The sequence below is a fragment of the Nocardia sp. SYP-A9097 genome (genome assembly GCF_009649815.1).
GTDB lineage: Bacteria > Actinomycetota > Actinomycetes > Mycobacteriales > Mycobacteriaceae > Nocardia.
In genome coordinates this window covers 364,508-385,972 of sequence record NZ_WJIC01000005.1, presented here as the reverse complement: position 1 = coordinate 385,972, position 21,465 = coordinate 364,508, and the positions used below count along the sequence as shown (strand labels likewise).

Genomic DNA, 21,465 nt, shown 5'->3' with positions numbered 1-21,465 from the left:
TCGAACGTCGGCTGTGACGCGCGCCATTCGGCATGTGCGTGCGTCGGGAAGTCTTGTCGACCAAGCGATCTGAACGACCGCCCAACGCCCGCACCGCGGCAGAATAGTGCGTTCGGTAGATCGGGCCTTGGTGCACGACCGGCCGAGCCGCGGAGATTTTCTGCGGCCTCTTGCACCGAGCTCGCCGCCGAGTAGTCCGTTGAGCCCGGCCGATCAGCGGACTCGGCGGCTAGTTGTTGGCGCGTTGGATGGAGCGTCGGACCAGGCTGCGGATGCCGGGGAGCTGGATTGCGCGGAGCATTAGTTCGCCCGCCCACACATGTGTGCGTGACGGCGGGGCGAATCGGCTGATTCCCATCCGCGCCAACGCCTGTCGCTTGTTCACCTCCGGCCGCAACGTCGTCTCCCAGGTGTCGAGGGCGGCGGGAATGTCGTCGCCGTGTGCCGCTAGCGCGGTGCCGAGCCGGTCGGCGCCGTCGAGGGCGAGGGCGGCGCCGTAACCGGCGAATACCGTTACGCACCAGGCCGCGTCGCCGAGCAGGACGACTCGGCCCTGGCTCCAGCGGTCCATCACGATCTGGCCGACCGAATCGAAGTAGGCGGTGCCGGGCTCGGCGTCGAGCTGACGGAGTGCGTCGGCGACACCGCCGCCGAGATCCCCGAACGCTCGGGTGAGGGCGGGTGCGGCGCCGAGAGCGAGTTCTATGTCAGGGTCGAGGCAGCGGTAGGCGAAGAACGCCGAGGACCTTTCCGGTCCCAGGTTCATCACCGCGGCCGTGCGTCCGGGACCGATATACGTGGTGCCGAGACCGTCGGGCATGTGGGCGGGAGGTGTTTCCAGCGGAAATGCGCCGACCATATGGCCCAGGTCCACGAAATACTCGGACTCGGCACCGAATACGAGCTCTCGAACCCGGGAGTGCACGCCGTCGGCGCCGACGAGGAGTTCGGTGTGGAGGTGGGTGTCGTCGCTGAGGGTGACTTCGACCTCCCCAGGGGTCTGGGTAATGGCCCGCACCGTGGTGCCGAAACGGATATCGGCGAACTCGGCGACGGCGTCGTACAGTGCTGACTCCAAATCGCCGCGGAACAAGCTCAATGCCCGGTTCCCGACAGCGGCCTCGGTGACAGCGGCGGGAATCCTGAGTTTCTCCCGGCCGTCGGCGTGGACGAGGACCGAGGTGAAGAATCCGATATCGCGCGGGGTCAACGCCGGTAGCAGCCCGAGCCGCTCGGTAGCGGCATATCCGGGTCCGTGCAGGTTCACCAGGTAACCACTACTGCGCCGACTCGGCGCGTGTTCGACCACGACGACGTCCCAGCCCTGCCGACGCAATCGCAACGCGGCAGCCAAGCCGGCAATCCCTGCGCCGACGACCGTCGCCCGCCTGCCCGATGACTCGGCATGCTGGCGCGCAGCGCTTTCGAAGGCTTCCATTGCGACTCCTCGGTTCGATGTGCTGTCGGCGAAAACCACTCACGAACCATCGCCATGCGTCAACTACTAGTTGACTCATGGTTCGGCAGGTACCACTGGGCGATGTAATAGCCGCGATCGAGCGTGCCCACCCTGATCGCTACTTGGATCGATTGACAGCAGGGGTGATGCTCGCCGCGCAGTGGTTGCGGCTGACCGATCAGTTGCTGGACTGTTTCGTCGATCAGGCCCGGCATGCTGGCGTGTCCTGGACAGAAATCGGCACCCGCCTCGGAATCTCCAGACAGGCCGCACAGAAACGGTTCTCGACGCGCGTCGACAACCGCCACCTGGCCACGGCGCGGCTGCGAGGTGTCGAATCGTGTGAATTCGCCCAGCGCACAGGAGAATCCGTGACACCAGACGCGTCGATTGTCACCGGTATCCCGGCCAGCCGTGGTGTTGTCGCCGGTCCGGTCCGGCTGATATCCGATGTTGACGATTTCGGTGCGGTTGAGCCTGGCGATGTCATCGTCTGCCGCACAACCGATCCGTCGTGGACGGTGCTGTTCGGTCTTGCCGCCGCGGTGGTCACCGAAATCGGGGGAATTCTGTCCCATGCGGCGATCGTCGCCCGCGAGTACGGAATTCCAGCCGTGGTCGCAGCCGAGGGGGCGCTGGAGGCGCTGGCGAATCATCGAAACATCTCGGTCGATGGGACCACCGGATTCGTCCGTGCGCTCGCTCCACCGACTGTCGATGCCGCTCCATCGAGCGTAGTGACCCGTCACGAAAGGCAAGTCCCCGATGACGCACGTTTCATGTAGTTCGTTGCTCGCGTTGCACGCCATCCGCCTCGGCGGGTTCGTGGATATGCAAGCGGTGGCCGGCAGATACCGAATGCCTCTCGGCCTCGCCGAGTCTCATGTGCGGGATTTCCGGGAGCGCGGTTGGATCAGCCACTTCCGTTTCGCGACCGACGCAGGGTGGTCACTCACGGCGAGCGGGCGGCGGGAGAACGAGCGGCTGCTTGCCGACGAGCTTGCCGAGTGCGGGGCAAAAGCCCTGGTGGAAAACGTCTATCGCACGTTTCTCCCACTGAACACACGTTTGGTGCAGGCCTGCACAGCCTGGCAGATGACCATCCTTCCCGACGGCAGCATGCACGACAACGACCACGGCGACGCAGCGCGCGATTTCCGGATCCTGTCCGAACTGCAAAGCCTCGCAAACGAATTGGCTCCGCTGACAACCCAACTCACTGAACGACTCGCACGGTTCTCCGGCTACGACACTCGATTCACCGCGGCGCTCGCCCAGGCCGCCGACAATCTCGACATGATTACCGGCACCACACACGGTTCCGCCCACCGCGTCTGGTTCGAGCTGCACGAAGACCTGATAGCCACGCTGGGTATCGACAGGACTGTTTCAGCGGGATGTTGATCGAGGACCATCGTCATGCCGCTTCGCGGCTGCGAGCAGCCGTTCGAGGGCGGTCACTGTGTCCCGCTTTCCGAGGTGCTCGAAAGCGATTCGTAGCCAACGCGCTTCGGTTTGGGTGGTCTTCGTCGACCGTCCGGAAACCAGGTTCACGATGTGCGGTGGTAGATCAGGTCGGCGACGGTCGACTGCGGGCTTTCCGAACTGCCGTTGGTCCGGAAGCGGTTATCGGCCGCGGCGGGCGATTCGCATAGGGCGCAGCGACTGAAATCGGCCATACGCCGGACTCTACGGCGGCGAGACTTCCAGCGGACAGCGAATATTGATCGACCGAAGACCATCCGCAACTCGGCATTTGCGTGCACTCGCCGGCCGGGCCCGCGGCCGGTTCCGAACACCCGGGTCGCGGCATGAGCGTACGCAGCTTGGTACAACCCAAACTCGTTCTGGCCGTGGATCCCTGACACTTCGGCGCGAGTATCAGTGGTACACATTCATCAGACACTGATAGCCGAGTTCGGTCCACACCAGATGATCCCCGTCGGCCGCCGCGAGCCCCTCCTCGATCAGAAACCGGTGATCGGGATTCCCCCAATCGGCCACTGCCCTGGCTCGACCGTTGTACAGAGTCTCCTGCTGGGCCAAGGTGGGACCCAAGCGCCAGCAGTTGACCCGTGAGACAACAACTTTGCAGCGCTGGCACGCCGTACACAATCTGCTCAGCCAAGGCGTCGGGCTGCTGGACTGCTCTCGGCGGCTGGGTCTGGGACTCAACACCGTCAAACGCTATGCCCGAGTCCCGGAACCGGATCGGCTGCGCCGCCCACCGCAATATCGCGCCTGTCTGGTCGACCCCTACCGGGACCACCTCAGGACCCGCCGCGCTACCGAACCCGGCGTCCCCGTCGCGCACCTGTTCGCAGAGCTCAAAACCCTCGGCTATACCGGCAGCTTGAACCTGCTGCACAAATACCTCAATCAGGGACGCCACGTCCGTGATCGGATCTTGCCCTTGCCGCGGCGCCTGACCAGTTGGCTCATGACCCGCCCGGCCGATCTGCCCGATCAGCAGCGCACCCACCTCGACGAACTCTTGGCCGTCTGCCCGGAACTGACTGCTCTCGCTCAACTCGTGCACGAGTTCGCCCAGATCATGGCCAACCGGCGCGGCGCCGAAATCGACCGTTGGGTCGAGCACGTCCGCAAGGCCGGTCTGGCTGAGCTAGAGCCCTTCTTGACCGGCGTCGACCAGGACCCTGCCCTACAGCAGTGGCCCGATCGAAGGTGAGACCCGCGACGACTGCGTCGTGGTCGCGCGGTAACCGGCATCTCGCAGCGCATGCTGACCCTCACCCTGCGTCAACTCGGACAAGATGGCCTGGTGACCAGAACCTCCTACCCCGAGGTACCACCCCGTGTGGAGTACACCCTCGCACCGCTGGGCCGAGGACTACTCGAGACTGTCACGGCATTGATCGAATGGGCCTCCGAGCATCACGATCAGATCAGCTCGCGCACGGAGTGTCCGCAGCGGTGATCGCCGCGGAAGTCTGCTCGGCACTGCACTGTTCATGAATGTTGATTCGCATCCGAGTGCCGGGCGCTAGCCTCTCCTCGTGAGCGGAGCACTCCCACCCGGTGAGCGAGACCCGAAGGGGCACATCCAAGGTCGGGCCGGCCTCGATGCCCAGCACCACAGCAAACAAAACGAGTCGTACTCCCGCCAGACTCGCTCCAGAACGAATTTGGGCGTGTGGCAACGTGACATCAAGGAGAGCAGTCACGGCACGAAGGAGAACCGGCGCACCGTGAAATTCGCGGTGGTCGGCGGATTCCTGATCGCAGGGCTGGTCGGCGCGTCGCTCGTGTACGCGTTGCCGTGGACCGGCCATCACGACGGCGTCGGCACCCAATCGACCTCGGCTCCTCAACCGAACCCGGCGCCGATTTCCGTGACTACGCCACTACCGTCCAGCGCGACATCAACCGCCACCGGAGAATCGACAGCGGTTACCCGGCCGACACAGGTGCTGGCACAGCCTTGCCCCGAGGGCAGTGTGTGCTGGTGGGCAATGTTCGATTTCAAGGACCTGCTGCCTTCTCTGCCACACGGCGAAGTGCCCTCGATCGCGCCCGGAAACTGTCTCGAGCTCGGCGTCGCGAGCCTCGGGCCACAGGGAGCCGCGTCCGCGGTAAACGGCAGCAAGGTTCCGCAGACCTTCTGGGAGACCGGCGACTGCCATGGCAGGTCGGTCGTCCTTTTGCCCGGACAACAAATGGCCAAGCTACCGAACTTCCCGTTCTCCCTCAGCGGCTAGCCACAGCACCCGCGATCGCGCAGGGTCTGTCCAGATAACGGTGTAACTCGGGTTGATTGAGCTATCTGCGTCCGGCGGTGAGTCGGCCTTCGAAGGTGATGTCGAAGGCGTTCAACGCCGCTTTCCATCGGGTGATCCACCGTTTCTGGCCGTCGCCGGTGGGATCGAGGGCCATGACCGCGAGGTAGACGCATTTCAGGGCGGCTTGCTCGTTGGGAAAGTGGCCGCGTGCGCGGACCGCTCGGCGGATGCGAGCATTGACCGACTCGATCGCGTTCGTCGAGCAGACAACGCGCCGGATCTCGGTATCGAAGGCCAGGAACGGGGTGAACTCGGCCCACGAGTTCTCCCAAAGCCGCACGATGGCAGGATATTTCGTGCCCCAGACCTCGGCGAACTCGTAGAACCGTTCCAGCGCCGCGGCTTCGGTGGGCGCGGTGTAAACCGGCTTCAACGCCTTGGCGATCGCGGCCCAGTCCTGACGGCCGGCATAGCCGAACGAGGCCCGCAGCAGGTGAACGATGCAGGTCTGAACGACCGCGGTCGGCCAGGTCTGCCCGATCGCCTCCGGGAGCCCTTTGAGCCCGTCGCAGACGAGCATGCACACATCCTCGATGCCACGGTTTTTCAGCTCGGTGAGGATCTGCAACCAGAACTTCGCGCCTTCACCGCCGTCACCGGCCCATAGACCGAGAATCTCGCGGCCGCCCTCGACCGTCACCGCCAATGCGACGTAGATGGGCCGGTTGGCGACCTTCCCGTCACGGATCTTGACGTGGATCGCATCCAGGAAGATCACCGGATAAACCCTGTCCAGGGGCCGGTTCTGCCATTCGGCCATTCCGTCCATCACCTTGTCGGTGATGGTGGAAATGGTCTGTTTCGATACTTCGGCGCCATAAACCTCGCGCAGATGCGCCGAGATCTCTCCATGGGTCAGCCCCTTGGCCGACAACGACAACACCATGTTCTCCACCCCGCCCAGCCGACGCTGGCGTTTGCGCACGATCTGCGGTTCGAAGCTGGCGTCACGGTCACGCGGGACGTCGATCTCGACCGGACCGACATCGGTCACGATCGTTTTAGAGCGGGTTCCGTTGCGGGAGTTGGGTGTTCCACGCCCGGCCGGGTCGCCCTGGTCGTATCCGAGGTGGTCGGTGATCTCGCCGTTGAGGGCGGACTCGACGACCATTTTGGTCAGCTGCCCCAGCAGCCCGCCCTCTCCGGTCAATTGCAGCCCGCTGGCGCGGGCCTGGGCCACAAGCTGCTCAACCAGCTCGACATCCACCGCCGTCGTCTTCGGTTTCCTGGGTCTGGCCACCGCGTCAGTATCGGCCAACTCGGCGGTCATCACATCAGAGTTCATGTGCCACTCCTTGTTTCGGAGTTACACCGTTGTTTGTACAGTCCCATCGCGCATGACGAGTGTGCGGTCGGGTTTGTGTTGCGTTCGACGTGGTCAATTCGCTCTGTTGAATTGGTGTCGTTGGTTGCCGATCGTGTGGCGATAAAGCTGTCCTTTCTGTGGAGGATGTCGCTTCAGTTGGCGGGTCGGTAGTCCGCGGGTTGCGACGACCAGGTGCCGTCACCGTGAGTGAGATCAGCGAGCTGGTGTTGAACTGCGTGGATGTGGCGTGCGGGTATGACGCCTCGCAGTTGCCAGGTGTGCGGGCCCGCTGTCGTGGTGTCGATGTTGGCGGCGAGACCGGCCAGGTAGGCCGTGACAGGGGTGAATGTTTCTGCGGGGATATCGATTTCGAAGCTGTGGTAGGGCTCGAGCAGTTGCGTTCCGGCTGTATCCAGGGCGCGATCGAGAACGATCGGGACCAGGCCTCGGAAATCTGCCGCGGTAGTGACCGGTCCAGCGAATCCGGTGCGGGCGAGGGTGACGATGCAGTCGGTGATCGCTCGACCGGTCGGCCCGTTCCGAAGTCTGGCGTAGACCGATTCCTCGATGGCGGTGTGGAAAGCACGTGGTAGCGCGCCGAGTTCCGTTTCGCGGCGGAAGCTGACACCCGAGCGGGGCGGGGCGGGTTCGATGCGCAGGCCGACGGTGGCCCAGAAGCCGCTGGGGCTCGGTGCCCGGAACCGCATTTCTTCAGTGGCTTCGCCGTTTCCGGTCACGCGTTCGATGCAGATCGGTTCGCTGACTTGGAAATCGGAGTCGATGCCGAAGTCGTTCGCGAGGGTGGTGGCGATGATCTCCTTCTGGATCTCGCCGTAGAGCAGGATCGAGGAGGTGCCGTCAGGCTCCTGGCGGGCGTGCAGGAGCGGATCGTGCTCGGCCATGATCTGCAACGCCGCATGCAGACGGCCGGTGATGCCATCCACCAGCGCAGCGATGCCTTGTCCGGTGCGGGATGAACCGAAGTAGAGCGGATAAGTGCGTGCGTTGGCGATCTGCTCGGACAGCATCTCGACCACTTCGACGGGGCTCAGCGCGGGGCCATCCACGACGCGAGCCAAAATGCTGTCGTCGACATCGGCGAGCTGCTCGGCGACACGGTCACGAAAACTGTTGTTCCCGAATGTTTCCGGTACTACCTGCGCTGATCGGGTTCCCGGCGCGCGGACCGTGGCCATAGCGATGGCACGAGGGGTCAGCTTCTCGCCGATCTCGGCGATCAGGCTGTCGGTGCGGGCGCCGTGGCGGTCGATTTTGTTGACGAAAATTATTGTAGGCAGGCCGGTTTCGCGCAGGATGCGCATCAGTATGCGGGTGTGGGACTGCACGCCCTCCACCGCCGATACCACCAGCACGGCGGCGTCGAGCGCTACCAGTGCGCGATCGACTTCGGCGACGAAATCCGCGTGGCCGGGGGTGTCGATGACATTGACCTGGGTCACGCCATGTGTGAACGAGGCGACCGCCGAGCGCACCGTGATGCCTCGCTGCCGCTCGATCTCCCCCGTGTCGGTCCGGGTGGTACCAGCATCAACGCTACCGAGTGTGTCGATGGCGCCGGTGTCGAACAGCAGGCGCTCGGTCAGGCTGGTCTTACCCGCGTCGACGTGAGCGAGAATGCCGATGTTGAGAATGCGATGGGGGTGCATGGATGCCGAAGTCCTCGAATGTCACCGTCGGATGAAGGGCCTGGGGTGTTTCGAGGAATCGGCGCATCGCATCTCCTGTTCGGCATCGACGTCAATTGAGGACTGTGGCAGCAGGATCGTGAACTCGCAAACCATTATCACAGGGCCGTGCGGGCTGGCGGCGCAGCCGGATGCTGCTGGGATATCGGGCGATTCGACGGGAGGCAGGTGACGGCGGCCGGGGGGATTGGCTGTGTGGAGCCGCAGGATTTCGTCGTGCTGAGCGGTAATCCGCGCGAGGGCGTGGCTTCGGATGTCGGTGAGGTCCTGGATTGTCGAGTTGGCTTGGGCAAGATTGTTTTTCAGCTTCTCGACCTGCGTCTAGAGGCGTTCGATCTCGGCGGCGGTGAACAGGCGGCGATAGATCCTGTCGTCGACCGCGATCAGCTCGCGTGCGGGGTCGAGGGCGTCGTTTTCAGGATGTGGCCGGTCTCGTGCAGGACCTGCCAGGCCAGGTGCCCGACATAGGTGGCGATCGTGTAGGCGGACATGACAGCTTCAGCGCGCAGGCCTGTTCGTGACAAGGTTTCCTCGGGCGTGATCGACCGCTACCGCGCGCTCGGGACCGGTCAGGTGCGCCGGCGCGCGGCGTGGGCGTCGAGGTCGGCCTGCTGATGGTCGGTGAGGCGGACGTGCGGGGCGACCGCGTGGATGTATTGAAAGAGCTCCTGCCAGTTCGGGCAGGCACTGGAGAGGTAGAACTGTTGTACCGGCTTGTCGGCGCCCACGATGTAGACCTGCAGGAGGGGGCGGTAGTCACGGCCGGTCTCGTAGCCGTTGACCTTCCGGGTCGTCTCATGGGTACCCATCGACACTGCGGCGATATTCGCCCACGGCCGCCGGACCACCCTGCCCAGATCCAGGCGCAGTCTGCGGGTGATGGTCAGATCTGTGGGCGTGACGATCAGCGTTGGCTTGCGCAGGGCCGAGAACTCCCTGTACACCGCCCACACCATCAACAGGGTCGGCAGCACGAGGATGACGCTGAGGGTGATGTAGCCCCCGTCGGGATGAATGATGCCGAACAGTACGCCGAGGAACAGCACACTCGCGATAACGCACTGCCGGACTACTCGCTTCTTGACAGCATCGCTCATGAGGCCGACGACCCGGACCTCCGGCGTGCTGGAGTTGATCTGTGTCACAGCGCGATTCAAACAGCGGCCGAACAGCGTGCGCGAGCTGTGCGGCGCCCGGCGCGCGTGAATTCACCGTGGCCCACCGGAGCCGCGACTACACATCGCCGCAGCCCCAGCCGATTTCGACGGTATGCGGCACTTGTAGCGAGGCGGCCCGATCAGCCGGCGATCTTCTTTCCGGTCCGGATAAAACCGGGGCGGGCGCTAGCGTGAAACGTGCGGCCCGAAGCGCACATCGGCGCTGGCGTAGCCGAAGATCTTGCGGCCCTGCGATTTCGCGTCGATGGATACCGTCGCGGTACGGCGGCGGCGATCGCACGCGATAATTCGGCCGCGGAACTCGATCTCGGCATCGCGCGTACGCGGGACCGCCAGATAGTGCACCTGATTGGCGAATTCGGCGCGGTACTTCGTGATCGAGGTCGGATCGTCGGTCCATGAGGTGACGTATTCGGCCGCCAGCGCCAGCGCCAGCGCTCCCGGTGTGATCGCCGGAACCCCGCCCGCGCCGATGATTCGCTCCGAGCGCGGCCCGTCCATCGGCTGCGTGTACCACGTGAGGTCTTGCGCCGCGATGGTGACGGTTCGAGGCGGCACTTCGGCACCTGTCGCCAGTCGGTCGAAATCGACTTCGGTGCACGCCATTTCGTGACGTCGCGCGGGACGACAGGGCAAGTGGGCGCTGTCGATGCCGGCGTAGGGCGCGGTCGGCGGGCGAGCCGGAGGATGACCGGGGTCCCGAGTGTGGGCCAGCAGTGCCATCGACCCGCTCTGCACCAGCGTCCCGTCCTGGTCGGTGAGCACCCCGGTCATGGTGATGACGTCGAAAGGGTCGAAATGCCGGAATGATTCGAAGTGGACATCGCAAGTCAGCACGTCACCGGCGAGCAACGGCCGACCGATGTCGAGCGTCTGGTCCACGTGCACGATCCGATCGAGATCGTAGCCGGTGATCAGTGTCTCCAGAATCTCCCGTCGCATCTGCTTCCAGACCACCGCGGCGAACGTGGGCGGGGCCACGATCGCATCGAATCCCAGTCGCGCGGCGGCGGTTTCATGCCAGTGGGCCGGATGGAAGGCCCGTACGGCGCGCGCGAATTCCTTGATCCGAGCGCGTTCCACCGAGAACGGTTTCGCGCATCGGTAGCTGCGTCCCACGCGAGCCCTGGCTGCCGGGTCGCTAAGTGTACTGTCCATCGGCTGATCCCTTCGAATACGTTGTACCACTGCGGTATAGCGCCGCAGATCGACAGGTTCACAATGCCGGACCCGTCGGGATGGTCAATGATTCTCCGGGAATCCTGATGGGCGCCACGTTCGCGCCGAATTCTGGATATCTCACTATGCCAAGGGATCCGGATACGTAACGACTGCCCGAGGCTCGACGAATCGCATCGGAGCGGCGTTCTCGACGTCCCACTTCGCGCGGGCGGTCTCGATCCCCCGCACATTGTCTCGCGTCCAGTCGATCACGGTCATACCCACCGACAGCAGTCCCAGCCCCATTTCGGTGAGGCTGTACTCCACCTGCGGCGGAATCGTCTGGTACGCAGTACGGTCGACAAACCCGTCCCGCCAAAGTTGTTTGGTGGTGCGGGTCAGCATCCGCTGCGAAATCCCCGGGATCGCTCGCTGTAATTCACCGAATCGTCTGGTGCCCTTGGACAACTCGACCATGACCAGCACGGTCCACTTGTCGCCGAGCCGATCCAATAGCTCACGAACCCCGCAGTGGTCCTCCCCACACGGCCCGTCCTGCCCGGTCCCCGCGAGCTCGATGGTTACCTTCGTGTGCGCAGCGGACAACGATGTGCCGCCTTCCCTGTCGCCGACCGAGTCAGCATGCTGGACAACGTTGTTCATCACCCAACCATGATGACTCGGCAGCTGGTCGACGCCTCGAAGGGGGAGGCGTCGTACCGGGCTCTTGCACCCCCGGCCCGCTGCGCGATGGCCAGCGCGCCGAGCCTCGACCGATCGCCGGCCAACCGATCGTAGGATGATCGAGAGAAACCGGTGGACCGGACGAGCTATTCGAGGTGGTGGGCGCGTGGAGCAGGGCGATGTCGTCGAGATTCCGACGCGCACGCTGGTGGAGAGCATGGTCCGGGAGGATTCGACGATCGATGCCGGGGAGTTGTACTCGGTGGCGAACGCACTCGGGATGAGCGATCAGCAGGTGCGGTTGTGTATCAAACGGCTCGTCACCGAAGGGCAGTTCGTGCAGGACGGGCGGGGACGCAAAGCGGTATTGCGGGCCTCCGACGGAATGCGCGGTGGAATCGAACCCGAACTGGAGTACATCCGGTACATGTTCGCCCAGGATCGGGGGGCGGCGCCGTGGGATGGGGTGTGGCATGTGGTCGCCTTCGCGGTACCCGAGACCGCCCGGGCGGCGCGAGATGCTATGCGGGACAGCATTGTTCAGCTCGGGGGCGCGGCGATACAGGGCGGACTCTATGTGAGCGCCAATGACTGGTCTGCTCGCCTTGCCGCCACAGCGCGCGAACTCGGTGTCGCACAGCATATTTCGACCATGACGAGCACGGATCTGCGGCTCGGCGGTATCGAATCCGCGCCGGAACTCGCCGCCAGGCTCTGGCCGTTGGAGCGGCTCGAGGCCGGGCATCAGCGGCTGTACGAGGTCGCCGAATATCGGCTGCGCGCATTGCGCGATCGCACCCTGTCCCCCACCGAACTGTTGACCATCGAGATCGAATTGGCCGCCGAATTCACGCGCGCGATGGATCCCGATCCGCTGCTGCCGCCGGAGTTGTTGCCGCAACCGTGGATCGGTCAACGGGCACGGGCGGCCGTGGCGGACTGCTGGGCCGAGTTGGCGAAGCGCGAGACGCCGGGATCGACCAGGCTTTTCCGCGTCTACTCCGCGGCCGTGCGCGAGGCCATCGGCGAACGGCCGACCACCCGAGGGTCGCGCGGCCACTAGGCACCGCACCACACCGCACGCCTTCACCGTGCGGGTGAATTCACCTGCGCTGGAGCGTATTCCGGGGCCGGGCATAGGCCACCCCGAACACATCCGAGCATATTCATGCCGTTCGACGACCCTTCACGTCCTCTCACCACTCATAAATCTATCGTGCTACGATCGTTCGTATTCAATACGACCGTTTAGAATACGATAGGAAAATAATGAGAGTCCTCGCCCTGGGCGGAGCGGGAGCGATGGGCGTCGCGGCCGTGCGGACCGCGACCCTGTTGCCCGGCATCGATGAGATCGTGATCGCCGATCGCGACCTGGCTGCCGCGCAACGTGTGAAAGCCCAACTGGCAACCTCCCCGATCCCGGTGCGCGCACTGCGAGTGGATGTAGAAGATCCAGGCGAATTGCGTTGCGCCCTGGACGAATCCGACCTCGTTCTGAATACCGTCGGCCCGTACTACCGATTCGGCGTACCCGTACTGCTGGCGGCTATCGCGGCGCGCACCCACTATCTCGATCTCTGCGACGACTGGGAACCCACCCTCGAGATGCTGGCGCTGAACGAGGCGGCGCGCGAGGCGGGCGTATGCGCTGTCATCGGTATGGGAGCCAGTCCGGGCGTGAGCAATCTGCTCGCGATGGCGGCCGCCCGCCGCCTGGACCGCGTCGACGACGTGTACACCGCGTGGCCGGTCGATGTGCCTGCCGAAGCCGGCGGCGACGAGGTGCTCGGCATACACGGCCGCCCGTCGGCGGCGGCAATCCATTGGATGCAGCAGATCAGCGGCACCATCGCCCTGGTCGAAGGCGGCCGAATAATGCACCGCGAGCCGGTGCGGCCGGTCACCCTCGCACTGCCCGGAAACCGTTGTGGCACCGGCTATACGGTCGGCCATCCCGAACCGGTGACCCTGCACCGCACCATCCGTCCGACCGGAGCGGCAGCCTGTTTGATGATCGCCACACCCGGGATGGTCGCCTTTCTCGATGGTCTGCGGCGCGATATCGACCGCGGTCGACTCGACGCCGCCGGGGCCGCCCGGCAGTTACTGAAACCCGGTCTGCTGCGCGGGATTCGGTCGGCCATAACCGCCGGTGAGTACGCCTCGCACGGCACTCTGCCACCGTTCTTCGCGGTCGCGTACGGAGTGCGGGACGGCAGGCGACAGGTCGTACTCGCCCGGCTGTCCGACGGTCCGGGACTCGGCGGATTCACCGACGATATGGCCGGCGCGACCGGAATTCCCTTGGCACTGGCCATGTCTCAGGTGATCGACGGGACCGCGCGCCGCCCCGGCGTCCACCCGCCCGAAGCGACTATCGACGCCGACCGCTTCTTCGCCGAGCTCGGCGGGTGGCTCGGTCACCCCGGCTCCTGCGTCGAAATCGAGCAGGACTCACTCGCCGAAATCCCGGCCCACTGATATAGGACACCTGATGCGCCCCGCTTCCATCGGCATCGCGATCACCAGCGGAGTTGTCGCCGTAACCTGCTGCCTCACACCACTTTTCATTCCAACCGCCGCCGCCCAACCCGGCCTCGTCCACGCCGCACACCAACCACATCCCCCACGCGGCCCGGGGCACACCGACGGCGGCTCCGACACTCCTCCCCCGCACTGGACCCGCATCCCACGAAGCAACGGTGACGGCTGGACCGTATGCCTACCCCGCGCCGCGTGGTGCCACCGAACGGACAACCATGCCCGATGACCGCACCAACGCGTCAATAGCCACGAAACCCGCAGCCACACAACGCAAACACCGCCGAACTAAGATCATCCTCGCCTCGATTCTCGTTCCGATCCTCATTATCGCCGGGTGGGTGGTGGTCGAGAACGACTACGCCATTACAGAGCAGCACGTCACAATCCCGGGCCCGGACCAGCCGTTACAGGGCTTCCTCGCCCTCCCGCGCACGGGTCACGGTCCATTCGGACTGGTGGTTTTCGTACACGGCGACGGTCCGATCGACGCCACCCACGACACGTTCTACCGTCCGATCTGGGAGGCGTTCGCCCGCGCCGGATACGCCTCCCTCTCCTGGGACAAGCCCGGAGTCGATGGCGCACAAGGTAATTGGCTGCATCAAAGCATGTCAGACCGCGCCGCCGAGACCGCAGCCGCGATCGACTGGTCCCGCACGCGCACCGATCTCGACCCGCGGCGCACCGGGCTGTGGGGCGCGAGCCAAGCGGGCTGGGTCATCCCCGAGGTCGCCGCGCGACGATCGGATCTACGCTTCCTGATTCTGGTAGCGCCCGCGCTGAACTGGCTGCGGCAGGGCGAATTCGATCTGCGCGCCGAGCTCCGAGAAAACCACGCCTCCGACGCGGAGGTCGCGGTCGCACTGCGCCGCCGCGCCACGGTGCTCCAACTGCTCCGGGAAAACGCCACCTACGAGCGGTATCTCAGCACGATCGACGACACCCCGATGCCACCCGACCGCTGGGATTTCGTCGGCCGGAACTACACCGCCGACGCGTCGGAAGCCTTGACCAGGGTACGAATTCCGGTGCTGCTGGCCCTGGGCGACCACGACAGCCATGTGGATGTCGCCGAAACCGCCCGCGGTTATCGCGATCTGCTCCCCCAACCGCAGCAACTCACCATTGCCGAGTACACGAATGCCACGCACGGCCTGGTGCGCACCGAACTCGACAATGACGGACCCCGCGCCTTCCTGACCGCCGTCTTCGCACCCCGATCCCTTTTCGCCCCAGGCTTTCTCGCCGATCAACGCGAATACGCCGCACAGTTCGACGACTCCCACCGCTGAACCTCAGGCGACCGGTTTCACCACCGCCCACTGCGTCACCGGCAGCTGGGGACGCCATGCGGTGAAGCCGCCGAGCGGTTCGGCGCGGTAGATCTGGAATCGGCGCAGGGTGCCACCGTATTCGGCACAGAGGGTGGTCAGCAAAGCCTCGGATTCGGCCGTCACCGCATTGGCTACCAGCCGTCCACCCGGGCGCAGGCGTTGCCAGCAGGCCGTGAACATACCGTCCTGGGTGAGGCCGCCGCCGAGGAAGATGGCATTCGGATCAGGCAGTGCCGCAAACGATTCCGGGGCCGGGCCATGGATTTCGATACCCGGGACGCCCAGCGCCGCGGCATTCTCGGTGATCTGTTTGCGGCGGGTCTCGACTCGTTCGAAGGTGAGGGCGCGGCAGCCGGGATGAGTACGGCACCATTCGATGGCTATGGTGCCCGAGCCGCCGCCGACATCCCAGAGCAATTCGCCCGGGGCGGGAGCCAGCGCGGCCACGGTGAGAGTGCGGATTTCGGATTTGCTGAGCTGACCGTCCCCGGCGTACACCGCATCGGGCAGGCCGGGCAGTCGAGTCAGCCGAGGAGCCGAGGGGTTCGCCACGCAGTCGATGGCGACAATATTCAGCGGATCACCCGGTGACCGTTGCCAATTCGCGGCCACACCGGTCGCGAGGAGTTCCGCCGGGCCGCCGAGCTGCTCCAGCACGGTCAGCGTCGATTCGCCGAAGGCATTGCGCACCAGCAGTTCCGCGAGCCGACCGGGCGTCCGCTCGTCCGAACTCAGGACGAGAATGCGGCGGCCGTCCGACAATTCCGGGAGCACCGTCTCCAAACGGCGACCGACCACGCTCACCACCGGGGTCTCGGCCAGGTTCCAGCCGAGGCGGGCGCACGCCAGCGAAGCCGAGGAGGGTTGCGGCAGCACCCGCAGGGCCTCCGCGCCCACGAGCCGGGTCAGGGTCACGCCGATGCCGTAGAACATCGGGTCACCGCTCGCGAGAACGCAAACCCTCCGGCCCGCATACTGATTCAGCAGGCCGGGCAGGGCGGGCACCAGGGGCGACGGCCACGCCACCCGCTCGGCCGTACTCTCCGCGGCCGGAATCAAGTCGAGCTGGCGGGGGGAACCCAGCAGCACCTGCGCGTCGGCAATGGCACGGCGGGCCGGACCGCCGAGACCGTCCCAGCCGTCCGCGCCGATACCGGCGACCACGATCATCGCGGCATCCTCCGCCAGATCGATTGCGGCACATAGTGCATGGCAATGAACATGAGCTTGATCGTGCGCGGCACATTCACCACGCGCGAGCGCCGGTAGAGCGCGGACACCACCGCATCGGCGACCTGATCGGGCGTACTGGAGAGCGGCGCCGGATCCATACCCGCCGTCATCCGCCCGATAACGAAGCCGGATCGAACCAGCAGCAGATGAATTCCGGTGCCGTGCAAGGCATCCTGTAAACCATTGACGAAACCGTCGAGGCCCGCCTTGGCCGACCCGTACACATAGTTGGAGCGCCGCACCCGCACCCCCGCGATCGAGCTGAACGCCACGATCTGCCCATTCCCCTGGGCGCGCAACAGGTTCGACAAACTGGTGAGCACACTGACCTGCGCCACATAGTCGGTCTGCACCACCGCGACCGCATGCGCCGGATCGCGTTCCGCGCGCGCCTGATCACCCAGTACACCGAAGGCCAGTACCGCCACCCCGATCGGACCGTGCTCGCCGATCACCTTCTCCAGCAGCGGCTGATGGCTCCCGAAATCATCGGCATCGAACTCCACACCGTGCACCTCGGCGGCGCCCGAAGCGCGCAATTCTGCCCGCTGCGGCCCCAGGTCATCGGCTCGCCGCGCCGCCAGCACCACCACTCGCCCGGGCGCGAGCCGACGCACCACCTCGAGCCCGATCTCACTCCGCCCACCCAGCAGCAATACGACGCCCGCATCGGCATCCCGCGAACCAAATCCCATGGCAAACAGTCTGCCATTCACCTGTTCGGCCCCGGCGCGCCCAGGTGGCCGAACCGCACGCGCCGAGCGAGGTTCGGTCCGCGATTGCTAGCGTCGTGCCTATGCCGAGCATCTCGACGCGCCCCGAACTCTCCCCCGCCGCCGCCGAATTCGTGACCGAACGTCACCTCGCCACCCTCACCACGCTGCGCGCCGACGGCACACCGCACGTGGTCGCGGTGGGGTTCACCTGGGATCCGGAGGCCGGGATCGCACGCATCATCACCAATGACGGCTCGGTGAAGGTCCGCAATGTGCGACGCGGCGGTTACGCGGCCGTGAGCCAGGTGGATGGTCCGCGCTGGCTCACCCTGGAGGGTCCGGCCACGGTCCTGGACGATGCCGATGCGGTCGCGGACGCGGTGGAAAGGTATGCCGGACGCTATCGCCAGCCGCGGGTGAACCCGACTCGCGTCGTGATCGCGATCAATGTGCAACGCGTGCTGGCCAGTAGCGTCTTCAAGCCGGGTGCCCCCGCCGAGCACTGAGCCCGGCGATCGAAGCAGCATGAATCCCGGTCGCCGAGCCCCGAATACCGCGCGGAGCTCGGCGAAACACGTTGGCGGAGAGCGACCTACAGTCGTGTGAGCCCGTGCGGCCGCTTGTTCATCGACTCACACCCGTCCGCGGTCACCACCACGATGTCCTCGATCCGCGCACCCCACTCGCCGACAAAATAGATGCCCGGCTCGATGCTGAAGGCCATGCCCTCCTCGAGCACCAGGTCATTGCCCGACACGATGTACGGCTCCTCGTGCACGGACAGCCCGATGCCATGTCCGGTGCGGTGCACGAAGTAGTCGCCCAGTTCTGCCGCGACGAGCACATCGCGCGCGGCGGCGTCAACGGACTGCGCGGTCACGCCGGGGCGCACCGAGGCGACGGACGCGGCCTGCGCGCGCTCCAGCACCGCGAACTGCTCGGCCACCTCCTCGGACGGCTCACCCAGCACATACGTGCGGGTCGAATCGGAGAAGTAACCCGGCTCCACCGGACCACCGATATCGATGACCACCACATCACCGTCCTCGATCACCCGATCGGAGACCTCGTGATGCGGATCCGCGCCGTGCGGTCCACTACCGACGATCACGAACGCGGCGCGGGTATGCCCCTCGGCAATGATCGCCGCGGTGATATCGGCCGCCACCTCGGCCTCGGTGCGCCCGGCGCGCAGGAACTCGCCCATGCGGGCGTGCACCCGGTCGATGGCCGCGCCCGCGCGCCGCAGCGCGTCGATCTCGCTGGCGTCCTTCGACATTCGCAATTCCCGCAGCACCGGCGTCGCCGACACCGGGAAGGTGCCGAAGCGATCGGCGACGGGCAGCAGGTGCAGTGCGGGCATGGCGTCATCGACCGCGGTGCGCGCACCGGCATTGAGAATCGACTTCACCAGCGCGTACGGGTCGACGCCGTCGACCCAATCCACCACCTGCAAACCCAGCTCCGCGACCGCGGACGCGCCGAGCGAGGCGAGTTCCATCTTCGGGATCACCACCGACGGCGTCTCACCGGACGCCGGGACCACCAGGCAGGTCAGCCGCTCGAACGACTGCGCCCGGGAACCGATCAGATATTGCAGATCCGGTCCGGGGGTGATGAGCAGCGCGTCCAGATGGGCAGCCCGGGTCAATTCGGCCGCCCGCTCCAATCGCGCCCCGTAGACGTCCGCTGTGAACCGTGACTCGTCATGAGAGCTCATTGCCTCGACGTTACCCGCCGCTCCCCGCCGCCTCGAACCGATCACCCCGACGTGTCCGCGCGACTTCCCATACAACCTCGGATCACCAAGGAGCGGCACGGATTTCGGCCCGCGGTGATCCGAGGCGCCGGGTCAGGGTCGCCGCCCGCCCCGGTCGCGAACTGTTGAGCCGCAAGCTCGCCGCCGACGCCGCGCTCACCGATGTCGTGGTCGACGCCCTGGCCGAGCGAGCGCGCCCACCACGAACTCTCCAGCTCCCGGGCGCCCGCACCGGTGCGGGCGCTCTCCAACCGGGCACGCCGTGGGATGTCGCGGCACCATGTCACCCTCGCGCGGTAGCGTCTGGCGCATGAGCGAACCCGCCACCGGTCCCCTGCTGCTGCTCGACGGCGCCAGTCTCTGGTTCCGCGCCTTCTACGCGATTCCCGAGAAGATCACCGCACCCGACGGGCGGCCGGTCAATGCGGTGCGCGGGTTCACCGATATGGTCGCGGCGCTCACCAAGCAGCACTCCCCGAGCCGCCTGGTGGTGTGCCTGGACCTGGATTGGCGGCCCAAGTTCCGGGTCGATCTGATTCCCTCGTACAAGGCGCACCGGGTCGCCGAGGAGCAGCCCGCCGAGGCGATAAACGCTGTGGCGGAAGAGGTTCCGGACACGCTGACCCCACAGGTCGACATGATCATGGAAGTCCTGGAAGCGGCGGGCATCGCGACGGCTGGCGCGGAGGGCCTGGAAGCCGACGATGTGATCGGCACCCTCGCCACTCGCGAGCGCGACAGCGAGGTGATCGTGGTCAGTGGCGACCGCGATCTACTGCAATTGGTGCGCGACACTCCCGTCCCGCCGGTGCGGGTGTTCTACGTTGGCCGCGGCCTGGCCAAGGCCGAACTCTGGGGCCCCGCCGAGGTATCCACGAAATACGGTGTGCCACTGGAGAATGCGGGCCCGGCCTACGCCGATATGGCGGCCCTGCGCGGCGACGCCTCCGATGGTCTGCCCGGCGTCGCGGGTATCGGCGATAAATCCGCCGCCCAGCTCATCACCAAATTCGGATCCCTGGACGCGCTGCGTGCCGCCGCCACCGATCCGGCCTCGGATCTCGCCAAGGGTGTGCGCGCCAAACTCATTGCCGCGGAAGACTATTTGAAGGTGGCCGGTCCCGTCGTGCGGGTTGTGCAAGACGCCACGGTCGAGTTCTCGCGCCCCGACCTACTCCCCGGCGAGCCCGAGAATTCGAACCGGCTCGCGGAGCTGGCTGTCGCCTACAACGCCGAGAGCCCGGTCAAGCGGCTGCTCACCGCCATGGCCAAACGCTGATTCAGAGCGGCCAGGTCTCCGGCTTGCCATTCAGGTCCGAGATCAGGGCCTGCCGGAATCGATTGTCCTCGATATCGCGGAGCGTAATGTGCGTCGGCGCGGTGGCGACCCCACCGGCGGCACAATTGGGAACGCAGACCCGGCGCGATTGGGTGCCCTCGCCCTCGGCGGTATCGGGACCCCAGCTGGTCCAGGTGATGTCCTTCACCCAGAGACCGCCGTCGCCGCAGGCCAGCAGCATATTCGACGGACGCTGCACAGCCTTGTCCGCGGTCCGGGTGCAGTCGTAGACGACCGGATCGGGTCCCGCGGCGTGCACCACGACCGACGGGGCGAAGGCCGCGGCCAGCGCGGCGATGGCGGTGACGCTCCAACCAGCTTTTCGGATAGCGATATTCATCAGCACCCCCCAACTCCTATCTACTTCAAGATTTTCCGGCCACTGTACTCCGGGCAAACCGGCGGCATCACCCTCGGAGACGACGAAACCCGGGGCGATTACTTGATCGCTCCGGGCTCGCACAGTGTTTCAGGAGATCAACTTTTCAGTCGATCAGCTGGGACGACCGACCTCGTAAGTGCCGTCATCCTTGGTGACCTTGATGGTGACCTTCTTGGCTTCACCACCCACCTTGAGGGTGCAGTCGAAAGTCTTGTCCACCTCGACCTTCTGGCCGGACGGGCAGCTCACATCCTGGACATCCTCGATGCCGTAGGAATCCTTGAGCACCTTCTGCACACCGGTGGCAACGGCCTTGTTGTCGAGCTGATCCTTGGCGGTCAGCACCACGACACCGCCGATGACCGCACCGAGCACGACCACGACCGCCGCCACAATGCCGATGATCAGGCCGGTCTTCTTCTTCGGGGCCTGCGGCTGTGGCCACTGCTGACCACCGGGCTGACCCGGCTGACCCTGCTGCGGCCACTGCGGCTGACTCCCCGCCCACGCCTGCTGCCCGGGCTGCGGCTGCTGACCCCACTCCTGCCCGCCGGTGGCGGGCTGACCCTGCTGCGGCCACTGCGGCTGACTCTGTCCCCACGGTTGACCGGGCTGCGGCTGCTGCGGCTGACTCTGCGCCCACGGCTGCTGCTGGTCACCCCAATTCGTGGTCGGCTGCGCCGGCTGCTGCCCACCCCAGTTCTGAGTCGGTCCGGCGCCGGGCTGCGGCGGCTGACCGCCCCACTGCTGCGTCGGATCGTTGCGTCCCTCCCCAGTGCCTGGGGCGTCGTTCGGTCCGTACGGGCCGCTCATTTGCTTGCCTCCACTCGCAATCCGATGTACACACGCTAGCCCCCCGAG

The 21,465-nt window shown here is 65.7% G+C and carries 24 protein-coding genes; 10 read left to right on the top strand and 14 right to left on the bottom strand.

Annotation, left to right across the window (positions count from 1 at the left end):
* Positions 1-229: 229 nt before the first annotated feature.
* A complete protein-coding gene (locus GFY24_RS14240) occupies positions 230-1,438 on the bottom strand; it encodes an FAD-dependent oxidoreductase (protein ID WP_153805480.1) in 1,209 nt (402 codons plus the stop codon).
* A gap of 77 nt (positions 1,439-1,515) precedes the next feature.
* Between GFY24_RS14240 and GFY24_RS14235 the strand changes: the two genes are divergently transcribed.
* Positions 1,516-2,244, top strand: a complete 729-nt coding sequence (locus GFY24_RS14235) for a PEP-utilizing enzyme (RefSeq protein ID WP_153805479.1) — start codon at positions 1,516-1,518, stop codon at positions 2,242-2,244.
* Complete coding sequence (locus GFY24_RS14230; protein WP_153805478.1) at positions 2,225-2,863, top strand: transcriptional regulator; 639 nt, start codon at positions 2,225-2,227, stop codon at positions 2,861-2,863. The genes GFY24_RS14235 and GFY24_RS14230 overlap by 20 nt, the downstream gene beginning before the upstream one ends.
* Before the next feature lie 146 nt (positions 2,864-3,009).
* On the opposite strand, the gene GFY24_RS42935 is transcribed toward GFY24_RS14230, so the two are convergent.
* Positions 3,010-3,138: a hypothetical protein gene (locus tag GFY24_RS42935; RefSeq protein WP_255458660.1), complete on the bottom strand. Its 129-nt coding sequence runs from the start codon at positions 3,136-3,138 to the stop codon at positions 3,010-3,012.
* Between the two features lie 202 nt (positions 3,139-3,340).
* Positions 3,341-3,505: a hypothetical protein gene (locus GFY24_RS14225; protein ID WP_194852861.1), complete on the bottom strand. Its 165-nt coding sequence runs from the start codon at positions 3,503-3,505 to the stop codon at positions 3,341-3,343.
* 1 nt (position 3,506) lies between these two features.
* Here GFY24_RS14225 and GFY24_RS14220 point away from each other — a divergent pair, with 1 nt between their 5' ends.
* From GFY24_RS14220 to GFY24_RS14210, 3 genes are all read left to right on the top strand, one after another.
* On the top strand, positions 3,507-4,148 hold the full coding sequence (locus GFY24_RS14220) for a hypothetical protein (protein ID WP_153805476.1): 642 nt from the start codon (positions 3,507-3,509) through the stop codon (positions 4,146-4,148).
* A 12-nt stretch (positions 4,149-4,160) separates the two neighbouring features.
* Positions 4,161-4,397, top strand: a complete 237-nt coding sequence (locus tag GFY24_RS14215) for a winged helix-turn-helix transcriptional regulator (protein ID WP_375336050.1) — start codon at positions 4,161-4,163, stop codon at positions 4,395-4,397.
* Positions 4,398-4,611: 214 nt separating this feature from the next.
* Positions 4,612-5,178, top strand: a complete 567-nt coding sequence (locus tag GFY24_RS14210) for a hypothetical protein (RefSeq protein ID WP_153805474.1) — start codon at positions 4,612-4,614, stop codon at positions 5,176-5,178.
* 61 nt (positions 5,179-5,239) lie between these two features.
* Here GFY24_RS14210 and GFY24_RS14205 read toward each other — a convergent pair whose 3' ends face one another.
* The 6 genes from GFY24_RS14205 to GFY24_RS14180 form a co-directional block, all read right to left on the bottom strand.
* Complete coding sequence (locus GFY24_RS14205) at positions 5,240-6,529, bottom strand: IS256 family transposase (protein ID WP_375336049.1); 1,290 nt, start codon at positions 6,527-6,529, stop codon at positions 5,240-5,242.
* 188 nt (positions 6,530-6,717) lie between these two features.
* A complete protein-coding gene (locus GFY24_RS14200) occupies positions 6,718-8,232 on the bottom strand; it encodes a GTP-binding protein (protein ID WP_153805473.1) in 1,515 nt (504 codons plus the stop codon).
* 422 nt (positions 8,233-8,654) lie between these two features.
* Positions 8,655-8,795, bottom strand: a complete 141-nt coding sequence (locus GFY24_RS14195; protein ID WP_153805472.1) for a hypothetical protein — start codon at positions 8,793-8,795, stop codon at positions 8,655-8,657.
* Between the two features lie 45 nt (positions 8,796-8,840).
* The gene (locus GFY24_RS14190; protein ID WP_153805471.1) at positions 8,841-9,416 is read right to left on the bottom strand and encodes a hypothetical protein; all 576 of its coding nucleotides are present in this window, start codon (positions 9,414-9,416) and stop codon (positions 8,841-8,843) included.
* Between the two features lie 198 nt (positions 9,417-9,614).
* Complete coding sequence (locus tag GFY24_RS14185; RefSeq protein ID WP_153805470.1) at positions 9,615-10,607, bottom strand: MaoC family dehydratase N-terminal domain-containing protein; 993 nt, start codon at positions 10,605-10,607, stop codon at positions 9,615-9,617.
* Between the two features lie 144 nt (positions 10,608-10,751).
* Positions 10,752-11,273, bottom strand: coding sequence for a helix-turn-helix domain-containing protein (locus GFY24_RS14180; protein WP_153805469.1), 522 nt, complete (start codon positions 11,271-11,273; stop codon positions 10,752-10,754).
* Between the two features lie 238 nt (positions 11,274-11,511).
* Between GFY24_RS14180 and GFY24_RS14175 the strand changes: the two genes are divergently transcribed.
* From GFY24_RS14175 to GFY24_RS14165, 3 genes are all read left to right on the top strand, one after another.
* Positions 11,512-12,357 carry a PaaX family transcriptional regulator C-terminal domain-containing protein gene (locus tag GFY24_RS14175; RefSeq protein WP_228566326.1) on the top strand — a complete coding sequence of 282 codons (846 nt, stop codon included), beginning with the start codon at positions 11,512-11,514 and terminating at the stop codon, positions 12,355-12,357.
* A gap of 206 nt (positions 12,358-12,563) precedes the next feature.
* Positions 12,564-13,778 (top strand): saccharopine dehydrogenase family protein, encoded by a 1,215-nt coding sequence (locus GFY24_RS14170; RefSeq protein ID WP_153805467.1) that lies wholly within the window; start codon positions 12,564-12,566, stop codon positions 13,776-13,778.
* Positions 13,779-14,056: 278 nt separating this feature from the next.
* A complete protein-coding gene (locus GFY24_RS14165; RefSeq protein WP_153805566.1) occupies positions 14,057-15,133 on the top strand; it encodes an alpha/beta fold hydrolase in 1,077 nt (358 codons plus the stop codon).
* 3 nt (positions 15,134-15,136) lie between these two features.
* On the opposite strand, the gene cbiE is transcribed toward GFY24_RS14165, so the two are convergent.
* Both cbiE and GFY24_RS14155 read right to left on the bottom strand, forming a co-directional pair.
* Positions 15,137-16,345 carry a precorrin-6y C5,15-methyltransferase (decarboxylating) subunit CbiE gene (gene cbiE, locus GFY24_RS14160; protein WP_153805466.1) on the bottom strand — a complete coding sequence of 403 codons (1,209 nt, stop codon included), beginning with the start codon at positions 16,343-16,345 and terminating at the stop codon, positions 15,137-15,139.
* On the bottom strand, positions 16,342-17,103 hold the full coding sequence (locus tag GFY24_RS14155) for an SDR family NAD(P)-dependent oxidoreductase (protein ID WP_153805465.1): 762 nt from the start codon (positions 17,101-17,103) through the stop codon (positions 16,342-16,344). Before GFY24_RS14155 ends, cbiE begins: the two co-directional genes overlap by 4 nt.
* Positions 17,104-17,204: 101 nt before the next feature.
* On the opposite strand from GFY24_RS14155, the gene GFY24_RS14150 reads away from it, so the two are divergent.
* Complete coding sequence (locus GFY24_RS14150; protein WP_153805464.1) at positions 17,205-17,630, top strand: PPOX class F420-dependent oxidoreductase; 426 nt, start codon at positions 17,205-17,207, stop codon at positions 17,628-17,630.
* 86 nt (positions 17,631-17,716) lie between these two features.
* Here the strand turns inward: GFY24_RS14150 and GFY24_RS14145 are convergent, their stop codons facing one another.
* Positions 17,717-18,844, bottom strand: coding sequence for a Xaa-Pro peptidase family protein (locus tag GFY24_RS14145; protein WP_153805463.1), 1,128 nt, complete (start codon positions 18,842-18,844; stop codon positions 17,717-17,719).
* 349 nt (positions 18,845-19,193) lie between these two features.
* Here GFY24_RS14145 and GFY24_RS14140 point away from each other — a divergent pair, with 349 nt between their 5' ends.
* Positions 19,194-20,162, top strand: a complete 969-nt coding sequence (locus tag GFY24_RS14140; protein WP_153805462.1) for a 5'-3' exonuclease — start codon at positions 19,194-19,196, stop codon at positions 20,160-20,162.
* A gap of 1 nt (position 20,163) precedes the next feature.
* On the opposite strand, the gene GFY24_RS14135 is transcribed toward GFY24_RS14140, so the two are convergent.
* Positions 20,164-20,562, bottom strand: a complete 399-nt coding sequence (locus GFY24_RS14135) for a hypothetical protein (protein ID WP_153805461.1) — start codon at positions 20,560-20,562, stop codon at positions 20,164-20,166.
* 153 nt (positions 20,563-20,715) lie between these two features.
* Positions 20,716-21,417: a DUF4333 domain-containing protein gene (locus tag GFY24_RS14130; RefSeq protein WP_153805460.1), complete on the bottom strand. Its 702-nt coding sequence runs from the start codon at positions 21,415-21,417 to the stop codon at positions 20,716-20,718.
* Between the last annotated feature and the right edge of the window lie 48 nt (positions 21,418-21,465).